General features: G+C 36.7%; 19 protein-coding genes and 1 other RNA gene. 13 read left to right on the top strand and 7 right to left on the bottom strand.

Translation table 11 applies throughout. From position 1 onward, the window contains the following. Positions 1-8: 8 nt before the first annotated feature. The 6 genes from SJY09_RS07080 to SJY09_RS07105 all read left to right on the top strand — a co-directional run bounded on the left by SJY09_RS07080 (position 9) and on the right by SJY09_RS07105 (position 5551). Positions 9-1028: a DUF368 domain-containing protein gene (locus tag SJY09_RS07080; protein WP_396638262.1), complete on the top strand. Its 1020-nt coding sequence runs from the start codon at positions 9-11 to the stop codon at positions 1026-1028. Continuing rightward, the gene (locus SJY09_RS07085) at positions 1000-1761 is read left to right on the top strand and encodes a shikimate dehydrogenase family protein (RefSeq protein WP_396638263.1); all 762 of its coding nucleotides are present in this window, start codon (positions 1000-1002) and stop codon (positions 1759-1761) included. The genes SJY09_RS07080 and SJY09_RS07085 overlap by 29 nt, the downstream gene beginning before the upstream one ends. A 151-nt stretch (positions 1762-1912) precedes the next feature. Further along, positions 1913-4021 carry a DUF349 domain-containing protein gene (locus tag SJY09_RS07090; protein ID WP_396638264.1) on the top strand — a complete coding sequence of 703 codons (2109 nt, stop codon included), beginning with the start codon at positions 1913-1915 and terminating at the stop codon, positions 4019-4021. 42 nt (positions 4022-4063) lie between these two features. Continuing rightward, positions 4064-4576: a DUF3124 domain-containing protein gene (locus tag SJY09_RS07095; RefSeq protein ID WP_396638265.1), complete on the top strand. Its 513-nt coding sequence runs from the start codon at positions 4064-4066 to the stop codon at positions 4574-4576. A gap of 1 nt (position 4577) precedes the next feature. Further along, positions 4578-5192 carry a MarC family protein gene (locus SJY09_RS07100; RefSeq protein ID WP_396638266.1) on the top strand — a complete coding sequence of 205 codons (615 nt, stop codon included), beginning with the start codon at positions 4578-4580 and terminating at the stop codon, positions 5190-5192. 38 nt (positions 5193-5230) lie between these two features. Beyond that, a complete protein-coding gene (locus SJY09_RS07105; protein WP_396638267.1) occupies positions 5231-5551 on the top strand; it encodes a hypothetical protein in 321 nt (106 codons plus the stop codon). A 42-nt stretch (positions 5552-5593) separates the two neighbouring features. On the opposite strand, the gene rny is transcribed toward SJY09_RS07105, so the two are convergent. The 4 genes from rny to SJY09_RS07125 all read right to left on the bottom strand — a co-directional run bounded on the left by rny (position 5594) and on the right by SJY09_RS07125 (position 7978). Next, positions 5594-7162, bottom strand: a complete 1569-nt coding sequence (gene rny / locus SJY09_RS07110) for a ribonuclease Y (RefSeq protein WP_396638268.1) — start codon at positions 7160-7162, stop codon at positions 5594-5596. Positions 7163-7211: 49 nt separating this feature from the next. Next, a non-coding RNA gene (gene ssrS / locus SJY09_RS07115) (6S RNA) lies at positions 7212-7320 on the bottom strand. Between the two features lie 60 nt (positions 7321-7380). After that, positions 7381-7674: a cell division protein ZapA gene (locus SJY09_RS07120; protein ID WP_396638269.1), complete on the bottom strand. Its 294-nt coding sequence runs from the start codon at positions 7672-7674 to the stop codon at positions 7381-7383. Positions 7675-7687: 13 nt separating this feature from the next. After that, the gene (locus tag SJY09_RS07125; RefSeq protein WP_396638609.1) at positions 7688-7978 is read right to left on the bottom strand and encodes a hypothetical protein; all 291 of its coding nucleotides are present in this window, start codon (positions 7976-7978) and stop codon (positions 7688-7690) included. 190 nt (positions 7979-8168) lie between these two features. On the opposite strand from SJY09_RS07125, the gene SJY09_RS07130 reads away from it, so the two are divergent. Genes SJY09_RS07130 through SJY09_RS07140 form a run of 3 tightly spaced genes read left to right on the top strand, consistent with a single transcriptional unit; the run spans position 8169 to position 12997 of the window. Continuing rightward, positions 8169-9860, top strand: a complete 1692-nt coding sequence (locus tag SJY09_RS07130) for a M23 family metallopeptidase (RefSeq protein ID WP_396638270.1) — start codon at positions 8169-8171, stop codon at positions 9858-9860. A gap of 5 nt (positions 9861-9865) precedes the next feature. Beyond that, positions 9866-12331, top strand: a complete 2466-nt coding sequence (locus tag SJY09_RS07135) for a carboxypeptidase-like regulatory domain-containing protein (RefSeq protein ID WP_396638271.1) — start codon at positions 9866-9868, stop codon at positions 12329-12331. Positions 12332-12340: 9 nt separating this feature from the next. Beyond that, the gene (locus SJY09_RS07140; protein ID WP_396638272.1) at positions 12341-12997 is read left to right on the top strand and encodes a hypothetical protein; all 657 of its coding nucleotides are present in this window, start codon (positions 12341-12343) and stop codon (positions 12995-12997) included. 7 nt (positions 12998-13004) lie between these two features. On the opposite strand, the gene SJY09_RS07145 is transcribed toward SJY09_RS07140, so the two are convergent. After that, positions 13005-14153 (bottom strand): cysteine desulfurase family protein, encoded by a 1149-nt coding sequence (locus SJY09_RS07145; RefSeq protein ID WP_396638273.1) that lies wholly within the window; start codon positions 14151-14153, stop codon positions 13005-13007. 114 nt (positions 14154-14267) lie between these two features. On the opposite strand from SJY09_RS07145, the gene SJY09_RS07150 reads away from it, so the two are divergent. Next, on the top strand, positions 14268-14771 hold the full coding sequence (locus SJY09_RS07150) for a hypothetical protein (protein WP_396638274.1): 504 nt from the start codon (positions 14268-14270) through the stop codon (positions 14769-14771). A 9-nt stretch (positions 14772-14780) separates the two neighbouring features. Here the strand turns inward: SJY09_RS07150 and SJY09_RS07155 are convergent, their stop codons facing one another. After that, entirely contained in the window at positions 14781-15323 is a 543-nt protein-coding gene (locus SJY09_RS07155; RefSeq protein WP_396638275.1) for a Smr/MutS family protein, read from the bottom strand. A gap of 106 nt (positions 15324-15429) precedes the next feature. Here SJY09_RS07155 and SJY09_RS07160 point away from each other — a divergent pair, with 106 nt between their 5' ends. The 3 genes from SJY09_RS07160 to SJY09_RS07170 are packed head-to-tail and all read left to right on the top strand — an operon-like array spanning position 15430 to position 16361. Then, positions 15430-15690 carry a DUF2752 domain-containing protein gene (locus SJY09_RS07160; protein ID WP_396638610.1) on the top strand — a complete coding sequence of 87 codons (261 nt, stop codon included), beginning with the start codon at positions 15430-15432 and terminating at the stop codon, positions 15688-15690. A 16-nt stretch (positions 15691-15706) separates the two neighbouring features. Continuing rightward, positions 15707-16039 carry a CCC motif membrane protein gene (locus SJY09_RS07165; RefSeq protein ID WP_396638276.1) on the top strand — a complete coding sequence of 111 codons (333 nt, stop codon included), beginning with the start codon at positions 15707-15709 and terminating at the stop codon, positions 16037-16039. Between the two features lie 10 nt (positions 16040-16049). Continuing rightward, complete coding sequence (locus SJY09_RS07170) at positions 16050-16361, top strand: CCC motif membrane protein (RefSeq protein WP_396638277.1); 312 nt, start codon at positions 16050-16052, stop codon at positions 16359-16361. Between the two features lie 102 nt (positions 16362-16463). Here the strand turns inward: SJY09_RS07170 and rocD are convergent, their stop codons facing one another. After that, positions 16464-17741: an ornithine--oxo-acid transaminase gene (rocD, locus tag SJY09_RS07175; RefSeq protein ID WP_396638278.1), complete on the bottom strand. Its 1278-nt coding sequence runs from the start codon at positions 17739-17741 to the stop codon at positions 16464-16466. Positions 17742-17849: the final 108 nt, after the last annotated feature.

Here is a 17849-nt window from a genome sequence, read left to right on the forward strand (position 1 = left end):
ATAATTGAATGTATGAACACCGTTCCCTTACCGATAAAATTTTCTTGGTTATTAAGGGCCTATGTATGGGAGCTGCCAATAAGGTCCCCGGAGTCTCTGGCGGTATTGTCGCTTTTGTCGGTGGTTTCTACGAAGAGTTTATCTATTCCCTTCAAAAAATAAACATTAAGGCCTTTAAATTACTACTGAATGGAAGGTTTAAGAGCTTTTATAGATATATCAATGGTTCGTTTTTAACCTTACTATTATTTGGTATGTTGGTGAGTTATTTCAGCGTTTCCAAAGTATTAGACTATTTTTTAGAACAAAAGGAACTCTATGTCTGGTCCGCTTTTTTTGGAATGATTCTGGGCTCTATTTACTACATAGGAAAGGATTTTTCCTATTGGAAAAAGAAAACCATAGTTGCTGCTTTGCTTGGACTTGTCGTTGGTATTGCCATAAGTTTTTTAAATCCTGCAAAGGAAAATGACAACCTACTTTTTATCTTTTTTTGTGGAATGATCAGTGTTTCAGGAATGGCACTACCTGGCCTATCAGGTTCTTTCATATTAATCCTACTCGGGAACTACGTACTTTTACTGGTGGATTCCGTTAATGCACTCTACGACACCTTTTCAGAAATTATAATAGGAAATTTTAGTTTTACCGATAATACCGAACGTATACGGACATTGAAAATTTTAGTGGTCTTTACCCTTGGTTCCGCCACTGGCCTCGTAACCCTTTCGCATATTCTAAGCTACGTCCTAAAGCATTTTAAACATATAACAACAGCTGTAATACTAGGGTTTATCACGGGGTCTCTAGGTGTAGTTTGGCCGTGGAAAAAAACAATTTACAAGACGGCAAATAACGGTAATTTAATGCTTGACACAAATGGAAAAGAGATAATTATAAATTATGAACGCTTTTGGCCCAATACAACAAGTACAGAAACGTGGTGGGCATTATTCTTTGTTGTCTTAGGCGTTAGTATTTTATTACTTCTAGATTGGTATGGAAAAAACAGAAAAAGAGCGGTTTAAATTCGGGTTAGTTGGTAGATCTATTTCGTACTCCTTTTCAAGGGGCTATTTTGGTGAGAAATTCAAAAACTTAAAACTAACCGGTCATAGCTACGAAAACTTTGATTTGGACACCATTGAGGAGTTTTCTGAACTGTTAACCAATACATCACATTTAAAAGGACTAAATGTAACTATTCCCTACAAGGAAGATGTCATTCCCTATTTAGATGCTATCGATGAATCCGCAAAAGAAATAGGAGCGGTAAATACCATCAAGATTACGAATAAAGTACTAAAAGGTTACAATACGGATACCTATGGCTTTCAAATGTCATTGCAGCCCTTCTTAAAAAGTTACCATAAAAAAGCATTAATATTGGGAACAGGTGGCGCATCAAAGGCAGTTGCCTACGTGCTTAAAAAATTACAAATAGAGTTCAAGTTCGTCTCTAGAAGTGGTAAAAACAAAGGTCTTACCTATGACAATCTTAATACCGATATCATTAAAGCCCATACCTTAATCATTAATTGTTCGCCGGTTGGCACATACCCCGATATTGACAAAAAACCAAAGATACCTTACTCAGGAATCAGCAAGAAACATTTGCTATACGACCTCATCTACAATCCTGAAAAAACAGCTTTTCTTAGGGCTGGCGAAAAACACGGGGCTGAAACCTGCAACGGGCTTCGTATGCTAGAACTGCAAGCTGAGAAAGCTTGGGAAATTTGGAACGAGGAGCCCTACTAGTAAAGTCATTTATTATTTATCCAAGGACCATTGCTTAATTTTAATTCTTTACTTATCAAATATCACATAAGAAAATCGACCTAAAAAGAAGATACTTATTCTTTGCCATTCCTATGGTTGTTACTATCTTGTAAAAACCTAATTACGGAAAATGTCAGAAGACAAAGAAAAAGAGCCTAATAACGAGATATCAGAAATTAGCCCAGAAACTCCTGAAACGGATAAGGAAATCTTGAACGAGACTACCGAACAGGAGACTGTATCTCAGCAAGAGGAAAAATTAAATGCTTCACAGGAGAAAGAACTTAAATCGTCTGAGGTCATTGAGGAAGAAACAATACCCTTGGATGAAGCTGTCGAAAATGAAGAATCGAAAACCATTGCTAAAGAAAATAAGGAAACTTCTGAACCAGACGTAATTAAGGAAATTGATGACAATAACGCTGAAGACGCAGAGGACAAGGATACTGAAAAAAGACATCAAATTCCTGTTTTGGATTATCATTCAATGTCCATGGAAAATCTTGTCGGAGAACTTCAGAAACTTGTTAAGAACGAAAAGGTACAGGCCATTAAAAAACACGTCGATGGTATCCGCGAAGAATTTAATCTGAAATATCAAGAATTCATTGACCAGAAAAAAGAAGATTTTGTGGCCAATGGAGGTAATGAAATAGACTTTAGGTATAACTCCGTAACTAAAAGACAGTTTAACGAAGTATATAATGATTATCGCGATAAGCGTAATCAGCATTATAAAAGCTTAGAAAAGAGCCATAAGGAAAATTTAGCCTTCAGATTAGAACTAATAGAGGAGGTTAAAAGTCTGGTGAATGTTGAGGAAGATATTAACACCACTTACAAGAATTTTAAGGATATTCAAGAAAAGTGGCGTAATGCAGGCCCCATTCCCAGAGCCAATTACAATGATGTCTGGAAAACGTACCAGCATCACATTGAAATTTTCTACGACTTCCTTCACATAAACCGTGAGCTTAGAGATTTAGATTTTAAGCATAATTTAGAAGAGAAACTTAAGATAGTAAAACAAGCGGAAGCGTTGGCCGTGGAGACCGATTTAAATAGGGCTTTTAGGGAACTACAGGTACTACACAAACTTTGGAAAGAAGATATTGGACCTGTAGGAAAGGATCATCGAGAAGAAATTTGGGAGCGTTTTAGTGCGGCAACAAAAACCATCCACGAAAGACGTCAAAACTACTTCAAAGAACTTGACCAACTTAACGAGCAAAACCTTGAAGCAAAAAATGGTATTATTGCCGAAATATTAGCGCTTTCAGAAAGTGTTTCCGACAAGCATTCCACCTTACAACAGCAAATTAAGAAATTAGAGGAGCTTAGAGAAGCTTTCTTTAAAGCCGGTAAGGTTCCACAAAAAGATAACGAAAAGACTTGGAGTTCTTTTAAAGATGCGGTAAGAGCTTTCAATCGGGGTAAAAATGCCTTTTATAAAAACCTGAAGAAAGAGCAACAGAAAAATCTGGATAGTAAAAGAGCTTTACTAGAAACGGCGAATTCGTTAAAAGAGAGTGAAGATTGGGATGTGGCTACGGCCGAAATGAAAAGAATACAGAGCGAGTGGAAAAAAATTGGTCATGTACCGAGAAAATACTCGGACAAACTTTGGAAAGATTTTAAAGCAGCTTGCAATCACTACTTTGACCGTTTACATGCTACAAAAAATGATGGTTTTAAAAAAGAACAAGAGAATCTAAAGCTTAAGGAAGATTGCATGGCCCGTTTGAAGGCTTTTCAGTTAAGTGGCAAAAAAGAGGATGACCTTAAAATCATAAAGGGATTTGTTTCTGAATGGAAAACTTATGGTCATGTACCATACAAGCAAAAAAGCATTAATCAAAAATTCAATAGGGTCATAGATGCTCTTTTTAATAAATTGGGAATAAGCGCTCAAGAATCTGATTTATTAAAATACGGCAACAAAATCCAAGGCCTAAAGAACGGTGATAACCAAGAGAGGGCTATTCAGAATGAACGCAGTTTCATTCGTAAAAAAATCAACGAAAGCAAGGGTGAAATTATACAGTTAGAAACCAATCTGCAGTTTTTTTCCAATGCCTCTGAAAACAATCCTATAGTACAGGATGTAATTAAAAAAGTAGAAAGTCAAAAAGAGGCCTTGGCCTCATGGACAGCGAAACTGAAAAAACTAAATGTTTTAGAGCATAACCTGAATAAGGAAATTGAAGAAGAGAGCGCCAGTTCTAGCGAAGAGGAATAGTTTAAGTTTCATAGATAGAGATAATCAATAATTTTTAGTGTAATGAAAGTTAAGGTATATACTGGTTTTCTACTTTTAGCTTTATTGAGTTGTAATACTATTGAAAAGAGAACTGAAGCTCTAAAAGCCATAGATTGGTCCAATAAAGAGGTAAACATTAGCGAAACAGATTCACTAACCTATGGAAAGTCATATCTATCCGTATATTCTCAGATATATAGTTATACGGAAAATACTGCATTGGATTTAACGGCAACTGTAAGCATCAGAAATACAAGTGACGCCGAACCAATTTATCTTTTAAAAGCAGCTTATTTTGACACCCAGGGTAATGAAATCCATTCGTATGTAAACCACCCCATTGCTTTGGAGAAAATGGAGACCTTAGAAATTGTCATAGCAGAATTGGATAAGAAAGGTGGCACGGGAGCAAATTTTATTTTTGAATGGGGAAAGAAAGAAGCAACCGCTACTCCACTATTCGAAGCTGTAATGATATCTACGTACGGACAGCAAGGATTATCCTTTACCACCCAAGGAAAGAGAATAGAATAGTATGACAGAAATTTTTACTACTATTTTATTTTTAATCGCGGTAATAGACCCATTGGGTTCTGTACCTGTATACTTGGAGGCAACCAAACATTTTGACAAAGCCCATAAAAAGAAAATTGCCATAAGAGCGTCTATTGTGGCATTTTTTATTTTACTATTTTTTATTGTTATTGGCCAATTAATTTTGGAAGGAATGGACATTTCTTTAGATGCTTTTCAGATATCAGGTGGTGTAATTCTATTTCTCTTCGCACTTACTATGATCTTTGGTGACGGAAAGCCAGAAACGGAAAAACATCTTATTTCCGACTACAAACATGTCACCATATTTCCTGTCGCAATACCATCCATAGCTTCCCCAGGAGCTATAATGGCGGTAGTATTAATGACGGACAATCATGTTTATGACATAGAACAACAAGCCTTAACAACTGGTCTGGTTTTGGTAGTGATTGGTCTAACTAGTTTGTTACTACTGGTCGCCAATTATGTTCAGGAAAAAATAGGAGAATACGGAATTACGGTCATCAGTAAAATTATGGGGCTTATTCTTGCCTCGTATGCGGTGCAAAGTATCTTAAGTGGTTTAAAAGATTTCTTTGTCCTGACCAATTAAAAATTTAGCCTTAAAATGAAAAGTAATAAAGGTTTACTATGAAGTATTATATTCTTTCACTTTTTGTCTTAAGTGCATTGGAAATTGAACCAAAAGCATATGAGTACGATCCAGTTGAACAGGAAACAATTCAAAAAGGAAAGGCCTTCGAAGTTTTACAAACCAAGTGTAACGTATGCCATGCTACAAAAAAGAGAGTAGACATATTTACTTTTGAGAATATGGACAGCCTAGCTTACGAAATCAATAAACAGGTATTCATTAAGAAAAAAATGCCCAAAGGAAAAAAAATAAAACTAACCTCCACTGAAAAAAATGACCTAACTCTTTGGATTGAGCAAACTAAGAACAAGGCATAAAAAAAGAGCTATTTCTAGCTCTCTTTATTTAAATTCTAAGGTTTATTTGGCTACGTTAACAGCCCGAGTCTCTCTAATAACTGTAACTTTCACCTGTCCGGGATAAGTCATATCCGTTTGTATTTTCTGTGATATTTCAAAAGAAAGTTCCGAAGCCTTGTCATCACTAACTTTTTCACTTTCTACGATAACTCTAAGCTCCCTACCCGCTTGTATGGCATAGGCCTTCTGCACACCGCTAAATCCAAACGCTATCTCTTCTAAATCTTTCAGACGTTGAATATAGGAATCCAATACTTGTCTTCTTGCTCCCGGTCTTGCTCCGCTTATGGCATCGCACACTTGCACTATAGGAGAAATTAAAGTCTTCATCTCTATCTCATCGTGGTGCGCACCGATAGCATTACAAACTTCTGGCTTTTCTCCAAACTTCTCTGCCCACTGCATCCCTAAGATAGCATGTGGTGTTTCCACCTCAGCCTCCGTATTGGGAACTTTTCCTATATCGTGCAGTAATCCTGCTCGTTTAGCTATTTTAGGATTAAGGCCTAGCTCTGAGGCCATAACACCACATAATTTAGCAACTTCTCTTGAGTGTTGTAATAGGTTTTGCCCATAAGAAGAACGATATTTCATTCTCCCCACCGCTTTGATCAATTCTGGATGCAATCCATGAATACCCAAGTCGATTACGGTCCTTTTACCTATTTCAACGATTTCACCTTCAATCTGCTTTTCTGTCTTCTTAACGATTTCTTCAATTCTAGCAGGATGAATTCTACCGTCGGTTACCAGTTTATGCAAAGACAAACGCGCTACTTCCCTGCGTACAGAATCAAAACAAGATAATATAATCGCCTCTGGCGTATCGTCTACAATTATTTCAACTCCCGTAGCAGATTCCAAAGCTCTAATATTTCTTCCTTCCCTACCTATAATTCTGCCCTTAACATCATCAGATTCAATATTAAAAACAGAAACACAATTCTCTACAGCTTCTTCCGTACCTATGCGTTGTATGGTATTGATGACTACTTTGCGAGCTTCCTGTTGCGCAGTTAGTTTGGCCTCTTCCATTGTAGCCTGCACATATCCCATGGCATCACTTTTCGCCGTTTCACGTAAACTGGCTACCAATTCACTCTTGGCATCATCTGCGGATAGCCCCGAAATAACTTCTAATTGTTGCACTTGGCTTTTATGAAGTTTTTCTAACTCTGATTGTTTTTTTTCATAGAATTCCTTGCGTTGTTCAATATCCTTTAATCTACTATCTAATTGTGCGTTTAGTTTCTTATTCTTAGCAAGTTCACTACTAATTTGAGATTCTTTATCCCTAGTCCTCTTTTCTGCCTCGTTAATCTTTTTGTCCTTATTTATGATTACCTTCTCGTGCTCCGCTTTTAATTCTAAGAACTTCTCTTTTGCCTGAAAAATTTTATCCTTTTTTATACTATCGCCTTCAATTTTGGCTTCTTTGAGAATTCTACCGGCATCTTTTTTTGCATTTGCAATGGTTTTGGATGCCTTACCCTTTTCCATAAATTTTGCAATTGCAAAGCCTATCGCTAAACCAACAATTGCTGCTATAATTATCATTGTACTGTCCATAGTGTAAAATATTTATATAAAAAAAGCCCACATTGGAGAAGTTTTGTACAAACTCCGGAAAACAGGTTTAGGGCTAACAGACTGATCAAGGATCCTTAAACGAGAAGGCCTGCTTTTACAATCTAAACTCACCCTTTTTAAACAAATTAATGTTGAGTTTGTCAAAAGGTATTACCAATGTGGGCAGTAACTTAATGTATTTAAAAGAACGTTTTTTATTAAAGAGCTAGCTTGGCGTTCACCAGTTCCTCAAGCGCTTTTAAACGCTCTTCGGCTTCTTTGGTTCCTTCCGTTTGTTCTATACCACGCTGTTCTATTTTGGAGGCAAATTGCAAGGCGCACATCGCCAAAACATCTTGCTTATCCCGAACAGCATAATTTTGCTCAAACTTTTTGGCCAACTGTTCAATATTTTTAGCCGCTTTCCTTAAACCCTCCTCTTGGGATGGTTCTATCGTCAGCGGGTAAACCCTATCTGCAATAGAAAGCTTTATTTTGAGCTTTTCTGACATAGTATTTAAATCATTATTCCGAAAGTTGCGCTATACAATGGTCTAACTCCCGTATTAATGTATTTATTTTAAGCTTTGCTTCTGTCTTATTTGTATTACTGCCAAGCATTGAATTTGCAAGTTTGAGCGAGTTGTACTTTTCCTCCCAGTCCGACACCGTTTTACTAACGTTTTCCTGTTTGGATTTAATCATCATCAATTCATTTTCAAGATTCTTATTAGCATCACCGAGCACTTCTAATCTGTGAAGCAACTTGCTGACCTTGTTTTCTAAGGAATCTACTATTTGAATCAATTCGCTCATAACAAAATTCGATGCGATATACACAAAGTTAACATTCGTAAGAGACTTAACCATACTTTTCACGAATAATCTTTAGAACCGAGATACGTATTAAACAAAACCCAGGGGAAACGTGTGGCATACAAATTGACTACAACAATCTTCAAGAATTAATAGCGTTTAATTATTTTCGTATTACCTAAAGAAAGCTATGAAGAAAATTACCCTAGCATTACTCCTATTAGTGAGCATTTTATCACAAGCCCAAGAAAATTATCCCCAAGATGCATTTAGGTCACCTTTGGATATCCCAATAATTTTAGCGGGCACCTTTGGTGAGTTGCGCTCCAATCATTTTCACTCCGGAATCGATATTAAAACACAGCAACGTCAAGGGCTTCCTGTTTTTGCCATAGGAGATGGTACGGTTACACGAATAAAGGTCTCCTTATGGGGTTATGGAAAAGTGCTTTATGTGGCGCACCCTAACGGTTATACTTCTGTATATGGACATTTGCAAAAATTCTCACCAAAAATTGAGGAGTATATTAAGAGGATTCAATACCAGAAAAAATCATACGAGGTAGAGGTTTTTCCAGACTATGGAGAACTCAAAGTAAACAAAGAAGAGCTAATAGCCTACAGTGGAAATACAGGAGGTTCTTCAGGACCACATTTACATTTTGAGATAAGAAGCAGTATTTCTGAAAAACCTACAAACCCGCTACTTTACGGTATTGACGTAGCTGATGCCACAAACCCCACCTTAGAAAAATTGTTTATTTATCCCTTGTCCCAGGCCGCGGTCGTAAACCAGAGCCAAGAAAAGATTCAGGTTAATTTTTCAAAACAACCAGATGGAAGTTTCCTAGCTGATAAGGTTGAAGCTACAGGAAAAATAGGAGTTGGCTTCATAGGGTTTGACAGGCAGGACATGGCGGCAAATAGAAATGGCGTGTACTCCGTTTCCCTCTCTGTTAACGGAAAAGTATATACGGAGTATGATTTTGAGTCTTTTTCATTCGGAGAAACGAGATATATAAATACCCTTATAGATTATGATCATTTAGGAAAGTATAGACAACGTATCCAAAAATGTTTTAAGTCTCCTGGAAATAATTTGGGCATTTACAACGAAATCTATAATAAAGGTGAAATAGCCATAAGAGAAGGCCTAAGTTATACTATTGAGTTACTTATCAAAGATTTAAAAGGCAACCAGGTTAAACTGATTGTCCCAGTTGAAGGAAAGCAGTCTCAAGTGAAAATCAAAAAACAGCAGAAAAAAACACCCTATTATGTGGTGGCCAACAAGCCCAACAACTTTGACCTTACTGCGGCAAAGGTTTATTTTCCGACGAACACTTTTTACGAGGATTTCTATCTCGATTTAGAAAAAGGTGAGGATACGGTTAAAATACATACCAATACCGTTCCTGCGCATCGTAATTTTACCATAACATTTGATACCGCAAAATATACCAAAGAAGAACAAAAACAATTATTTATCGCAAGACTGGACAGCAAATTAAGACCCAGTTATTTAAACACTTACAAACGTGGAAACACATTTACGGCAAGAACCCGTAATCTTGGAACCTATACGTTAGCAAAAGATACCATTGCACCAAAAATTAAAACCAAGAATTTCAAGGAAAAGCAATGGCTTAATAATTACAAGTACCTAAGCGTCTCCATATCTGATGATTTAAGTGGTGTGGACAGCTATAGCGCCACTTTGAACGGCGAATGGATACTCATGGAATATGAACCTAAAAAGAAAACATTGACCTATAATTTTGATGATAAGATATTGGGTAAAAAACAATGCGTTCTTAAAGTTACCGTTACAGATAATGTAGGTAACCAAAATACGCTTACCACTCCTTTCTATAGAAAATAGACCGTTTGAAATTTTGTAAATTCTTTGTACTGTTTTTTATCGTATACCATTTTAATGGTAAAGCCCAGAATGCTACTATTACTGGTATCGTTTTGGATGAAAGTAATATGCCATTACCAGATGTTAATATCACTTCAGGCGCAATGGGTACAACAACCGACAAGGATGGCTTTTACATGCTACAGATTACTGCCGATACTGAAATAACACTATTATTTACACATATTGGCCATAAGGAGGCGAGACTGGAAAATTTAATTCTTACTACGAACGAGACCTATGAATTTAATCCGGTCTTAAAGATTGATGTTATTCAGGTTGACGGTGTTACCGTAACACCACGTGGAGAAAGAGAAGCAAGTGGAATACTTTCTATTTCACCAGAAAAGATTCGGAAAATACCCGGTGCCAATGCAGGTGTAGAGAACATTCTTAAACTACTACCAGGGGTATCCTCAAATAACGAATTAAGTACACAATATGCCGTACGAGGTGGCAACTATGATGAAAATCTGGTTTACATCAATGAAATTGAAGTCTATCGCCCTTTTCTAGTGCGCTCTGCACAACAAGAAGGCTTAAGTTTTGTAAATAGTGACTTGGTAAAGAATGTGAAATTTTCTGCGGGTGGTTTTCAAGCCAAGTACGGGGACAAGTTGTCTTCCGTTCTCGATATCACATATAAAAATCCAGTAGGGTTCTCGGCCCAGGGAGATTTTAGTTTACTTGGCGCAAGTGTTAGTCTTGAAAGCATATCTAAAAATAAAAAACTGAGTAGCATTACCGGAGTTAGATATAGAAACAATGCGCTATTGGTTAACTCACAGCAGACAAAAGGAAATTTAAATCCCTCCTTCACGGATGTTCAAACATATTTGACCTACAGCATTTCAAATAAATTTAATTTGAATTTTCTTGGAAACCTATCGGTAAACAATTATCGAAACGAACCGCTAAAACGAGAAACAAATTTTGGAACTATTGACGAACCCAAAGCTTTAGTCGTTTTTTATGAGGGACAGGAAAATAATAGATTTGCCACGGCCTTAGGCGCTCTAAAAGGAAATTATTATTTAAACGAGAAAACAACACTTAAATTAATATCGTCCGTTTACCATACTACTGAGGAAGAATATTCCGATATTATAGCTTCTTACGAATTGGGAGATGTAGATAGTAATTTAGGCAGTGAAAGTCTGGGCGAAATTCAAAACGCTAGAGGTATAGGTTCCCAATTCAATAGATCTAGAAACGATTTAGACGCCCTAATTTTTAATTTAAACCATAGAGGCATTCATAAGAATGGAAACACTGTTTTGGAGTGGGGTCTAAAATATACCCATGAAGATATTAGGGATCAATTAAGAGAATCTGAATTTATAGATTCCGCCGGATTTTCGGTACGTCCTATAAATCCCGAATTCATTAATAACCAACCAGAAACTCCTTTTAACGCCCCTTTGGTACCATTTACAGGCCTAAATGCTATTAATTTCGTTAAAACCAATAGGTTTTCTGGTTTTGCACAAATGGCGACACAAAAGAAGTGGAACAATAATGACCTCTATTACAATATAGGCATACGTGCCCATCACTGGACCGTAAGTGGTACCAATGTAGAAAAAGTATCACAACTCGTATTTAGTCCTAGAGCACAAATAGCCCTTAAACCAGATTGGAATAAAGATATGTTGTTCCGGTTTTCTACAGGATTATATCACCAACCCCCATTTTACAGAGAATTAAGAGACCTTACGGGAACCATAAATCCTAATGTAAAAGCACAAAAATCGCTTCATTTTGTAGTGGGAAACGAGTATAGTTTTCAATTATGGAATAGACCCTTTACCTTAATTAGCGAAGGTTACTACAAAAAATTAGATAATGTTAATGCCTATACCTTGGAAGATGTGCGCATTAGGTATGCTGCTAATAATGATGCTAAGGCCTATGTATACGGTGCAGAAGTACGCCTTAATGGGGCCTTTGTCCCTGGCACAGAATCGTGGGTAAGTTTGGGGTATTTAAAGACCGAAGAAAATAGAAATGATAGGGGATTTATTGCAAGACCCACGGACCAAAGATTTAAATTAGGTATTTTATTTCAAGATTATGTAGCTACCATTCCAGATTTAAAGATGTATTTAAATCTGGTATACACCACGGGTGTGCCAGGTGGTTCTCCCAACAACGCTGATCCCTATATTTTTCAGAATAGATTAAGAGATTATAAGCGTGCAGATTTAGGAATTTCCTATATTTTTGTAGGTGAGGGTAAAAACTACAACGACAATCATTGGTTACATTCCTTCAAAGAAATGACTTTAGGTTTTGAAATATTTAATCTTTTTAACAATCAAAATGCTATAACGAACACCTGGATTAGGGACGTGGACAGTAAAAATGAGTTCGCCGTGCCAAATTTCCTTACCTCAAGAATTTTAAACCTAAGACTAAGAATACGTCTATAAACAAACAAAATGCCTAGAATTTTAATTTTAATACTTCTCGCAACTACAATAAACCTAAGCGCGCAGAAGAATATCTATGAAAGTGCTCGGTTTGATGAATTAAGCGATGACCACCAAGTTTTGGCCATTTTGCCCTTTTTAACCAACCTAGACCTAAAGGACCAAGTTTCAAAGGAGGAGCTGGGTATTTTAAAGGAAAAAGAAGGCTATGCCGTTCAAAATGCATTTGAAACCTATTTTTCTAAACGAAAGAAAAAGAAAAAACTACCGGTTGAATTTCAAAACACGAAAAACACCAAAGCCATTTTGAGCCAGAATGGTATAAACTATCAAAATATAGACGTCTATACAATTAAACAGTTAAGTGAGATTTTGGGGGTCGATGCTATCATAAGTGGAACTTTGGACCTCAATGTATTACTGTCAAAAGGAGTTCCAACCGAGTTTAGCTTTACCGATTATTTTTCTGGGGGGGCTAATTATGGGCGTATCGGTGTAAAAATAAGTGATGGCGATACCGGTAAGTTACTTTGGAAATATGAGAAACAAATCAATAAGAAAACCGGTAAAAACACTACCGACCTCATTGATAGGATGATGAAACTAGCCATCAGAAAATTCCCTTACGAAAGAGAGCGTAAAAAAGATAGGAAAAACAAGAACTAAGCTAATGCTAATGTAGCGTAAACTCCTTTAACACACTCACTGTATAATCGATATCTTCTTTAGTATTGTATTTTGAGAATGAGAAGCGTAGCGAGGGTTTTTTTAAATCCTCGTCCGAGAGAATTTCTGAAAGTACATGAGAACCTTTATCACTTCCAGATTGGCAGGCACTACCTTTAGAACAAGCGATACCCTTCATATCCAAATGAAAAAGTAACATCAATGCCTTTTCCGAGCTAATAGGTAAACATGTATTCACCAATGTATAGGTACTTTTATCCAAATCTCCAGAATGCCCATTGAACTTCACCTCGGGAATTTCATTTTCAATGGTTGCGATAAAATAACGCTTAAGGTCTTCTACATAATGTTGTTCCTCTTCCAAACTATCATAAGCCCTTATAAAGGCCTCCTCTAGCCCAACTATATTATGAAAGGATTCAGTTCCCGCTCTGTAACCACGCTCTTGAGAACCACCAGAGATCATACAGCCAAGGCCAGAATTTTTTCTTATAAAGGCAAAACCGATACCCTTTGGGCCATGAAATTTATGTGCTGCGGCAGCCATAAAATCAATTTCAATATCCTTTACATCCCATGAATAGTGACCAATTGATTGTACCGTATCTGAATGAATTAATCCATTGTTAGCTTTAACCAATTTAGTAATTGCTGCAATATCTATCTTATTTCCAATCTCATTATTTACATGCATTAGACTCACCAATTTTTTCGAATCATCCTTTTTAAGTAAGGTTTCAAGGTGGCCCATATCTGGATTACCAAATTCATCCAGATCAACGAAAAATAAGTTAATAAGACCTTTATGCGCCAATTCTTCCACCGTATGCAATACAGCATGATGCTCAATCTTAGTGGTAATAATAGTTTTTACATCCAAATCCGCAACGGCACATCTTAGAATCATATTATCAGCCTCCGTACCCCCAGAAGTGAAAATTATCTCAGATGGCTGTGCATTCAAATACTTAGCAATTGTCTTTCGTGCACTTTCAATTGCTGTTTTGGCGGTTCTTCCATAGCTATGGGTACTAGAAGGGTTTCCATAACTATTTACCAGTGCATCCTGCATTTTTTCAATTACTTCTTCACGGACCCGTGTTGTAGCTGCATTGTCTAAGTAAACATTCTTCATTTTAAGCTATTCTGAAATAAATAATCCTCAAAAATAGTCCAAATTAAGTTAATTTACACTTAAATGAAGGACTATGGACAGAGGCATATATAATATTTCATTTAAATTTGAAAAATGAAGAAATACCTGCTTTTTGCACTTACCTTATGTCAATTTTCCTGTAATGACGGTGACCTTCAAATAGAAACGGTTGATTTTGACAGTATTGATACCGTTCAGTTTTGCGAAACCGTTGTGATAAGCTCTGAAAATTTACTTTTTAAAATTAACGGTGACGAAGCATTAATCATGGAATTACCGAGTAATCTGCTTAAAAATGAAGCAACGACTACAGAAATTGTAAGCGAGGTTCCGTCCGCAACCCGTATTACCTACCGCATTTTTTCGGACAATGTTAGTGCTGATTACTTCTGTGACGCAGTACCTGCACTTACACCAACTGTAATAGAAGAAATAGCGGCTCAAGATGGCCAAATTTTCATTACCACGGTAGCAGGTGAAGGAGATACTTTTGTACATACCATAAGGCTAAGCGGTATTTCGTTTGTAGCGGAAAACGGGAGTAGAATAACAAATCTGTCGATTAACGAATTTGGTACCGTAACCACATCGCTTTAAGTCAGGTTTCTAAGCATTCTGATAAATATATATCTCCGTGGCACCTAGCCCATATTTTTGGTAATCCGCATCATAATATTTTATATTATCGTACTTTCTAAATAAAAAATACAACTCTTCTTTTAACACCCCGGCACCAACACCGTGAATGAAAACTACTTTTTGAATGCGTTTGGCTATTGCAAAGTTTAGTTGTCTTTTGGCCGTATCCATCTGCAAGTTCAACATTTCATAATTGCTCATTTTTTTTGGATTTTTCACCAATTGGTTAATATGAAGGTCCACTTCCATTTTTGGTAAGTTTCTTTCTTTTGGCTTTGGTACAGACCCTCTTTTCTTTTTAGGAACTTCTTTCTCTTTCTTAATTTGCGCTACCTCATAATTGCTTACCCTTATCTCGTCAGCTATTTTAACCAACTCTTTCTTTTCAAAGCTTAACGGAAACCCGTCATCAGTGGCAATTGTGATGGTATCATCGTGTATTTGAGTAATAAAACCTTTTATAACATCGTCTATGGCCTCTACCCTATCTCCTATTTGAAAATCTGCCATTATTTTATTTTAATTCCACAAAAATAATGGTATTTTTCCGCTTACGTTTTAGAACAACCAAATGAGGTATTTCGCTTTTATTTTTTTTCTAGGTATCGAAAACTATATGTTACCCTGCTTTACCAAGAAATTATTTGGTTTTGATTGTCCTGGATGCGGAATACAAAGGTCATTACTACATTTGGTTCGTGGAGAATTTAGTGCGGCTTTTGAAATGTATCCCGCAATATACCCCATGCTTTTATTATTTAGCTTTATAGCTTTGGATAGGTTTTTTACTATTAAACATTCAAATACCATTTTACGCGTGCTTATGTTCACCACCGTAGGTGCCGTACTTATTAATTATATATTAAAATTCATTTAACTAAACCTTTTAATTTATGGAACAACAAAAATTACCCAACGTTACCATTGCCATGGTACTAAGTATACTTTCATTTATATGCTGCTGCTTTAGTGCTGGTATAGGTGGTATATTACTTTCTGGAATTGCATTATTCCTTGTAAGCAAAGACACAAAATTGTATAGTGAAAACCCAGAAGATTACTCTAATTTTAGCACTTTGAAAACTGTCAAAATAATTGCCATTATTGGTCTTGTCCTTGGCGTACTAACATTAATTTGGAGTGCATATTCAATTTTCGCCATTGGAGGATGGGAAGCTTACATGGAGCAAAATCAAGAAATGCTAGAACAATTAGGTATTGAATAATATATAAGTTATGAATCAACCCTTACCTGGAGCTAGTAATGCCTTAACATTTGGTATCCTTTCCATTGTACTTACTATTTTTTGCTGCGGTCCTTTCGGAGCTATTTTCAGCTTTATAGGATTAAGTAGTGCCAAAAAAGCCGAACAATTATATCAATTGGATAGCGAATCCTATACGGGTTATGACAATGTAAAGACTGGAAGAATATTGTCTTATATTGGTTTAGGTATTGCTGTGGTATATCTAATTTTCGGCATTATTTATTTTGGCGCTATAGGTGCCATCATATATTCCGCAGCTTCTGAAGGAGGTTTTCAATAAAGTATGATTCTATATGAAAAAATCCCGTCTCAGTTCTTGAGACGGGATTTTTTTTATTGGCACCGCAAAAGGGTATACTATCCCGAGGTTTGCGATTAAAATTTATTTAAATTCTTCCAATGTCTTTTTGATAATGGAAACACAGTCCAATAATTGGTCTTTTGTCATTACCAAAGGAGGTGCAAAACGGATAATATTCCCATGTGTTGGCTTGGCTAGCAAACCATTCTCTTTCAAAGCCATACAAATATCCCATGCTGTAGAACTCTGTTCTGTATCATTAATTAAGATAGCGTTTAAAAGTCCCTTACCACGAACACTTAGCACTAAATCACAGGTAGGAATAAATTTATTCAATTCTGCACGGAATAGTTCGCCTAAATCAAAAGCGTTCTGAGCAAGCGCTTCTTCCTTAACTACAGCTAATGCGGCCATACCAACCGCAGCGGCAATAGGATTACCACCAAAAGTACTTCCATGGTTCCCAGGACGTATAACTTCCATAACCGGATCATTGGCCAACACCGCAGAAACAGGATAGGCACCACCTGACAAAGCTTTTCCAAGGATTAAAATATCAGGTTTTACCTCTGGAGTGCCGCTACAATGTTTATCGCTACAGGAACAATTACCACATGTAGCCAACAAACGACCTGTTCTTGCAATCCCTGTCTGTACTTCATCAGCTATAAAGAGAACATTATATTTTTCACACAAGGCCTTGGCGTCACTTAAATAACCTGCTGAAGGAACATAAACTCCCGCTTCGCCCTGTATGGGTTCTACCAAAAATCCCGCGACGTTCGGATTATTTTTTAAAGTCTCTTCCAGAGCAGTGAGATTGTCATATGTAATCTTTATAAATCCGTCCGTATAAGGTCCAAAGTTTTTACGTGCAACAGGGTCATTAGAAAAAGAAATGATGGTGGTGGTACGTCCGTGAAAATTATTTTCGCAAACAATGATTTGCGCATTGTTTTCCTCGATACCTTTCTTTTCATAAGCCCATTTTCGGCATATCTTCAATGCAGTTTCTACAGCTTCGGCACCGGTATTCATAGGTAAAAGCTTATCAAAATGAAATGTCTCAGTAGCATACTTCTCGTACGCACCCAACATATCATTATAAAATGCCCTAGAGGTTAATGAAAGTGTTTCTGCCTGTGTTGTCATAGCCCCAACTATTTTAGGGTGACAGTGTCCTTGGTTTACCGCTGAATAGGCCGAAAGAAAATCATAGTACTTTTTGCCTTCTACGTCCCAAACATGCACACCTTCCCCTCTACTTAAAACTACAGGTAATGGGTGGTAATTGTGGGCACCGTGTTTTTGCTCCAATTCAATTGCTTGCTGTGATGTTAATTGTTCTAAAACAGCCATTTTAATAAAATTTAAATTAAAATAAAATAACCATTCCTTCTGTACCTTTTTCCTTTCGAAGTATCGAAAATTCAGCGTAGGAGAGAAATCATCCTTAGTAGAGCTGCT

The organism is Maribacter sp. R77961, assembly GCF_044594925.1.
Taxonomy (GTDB): Bacteria; Bacteroidota; Bacteroidia; order Flavobacteriales; family Flavobacteriaceae; genus Maribacter.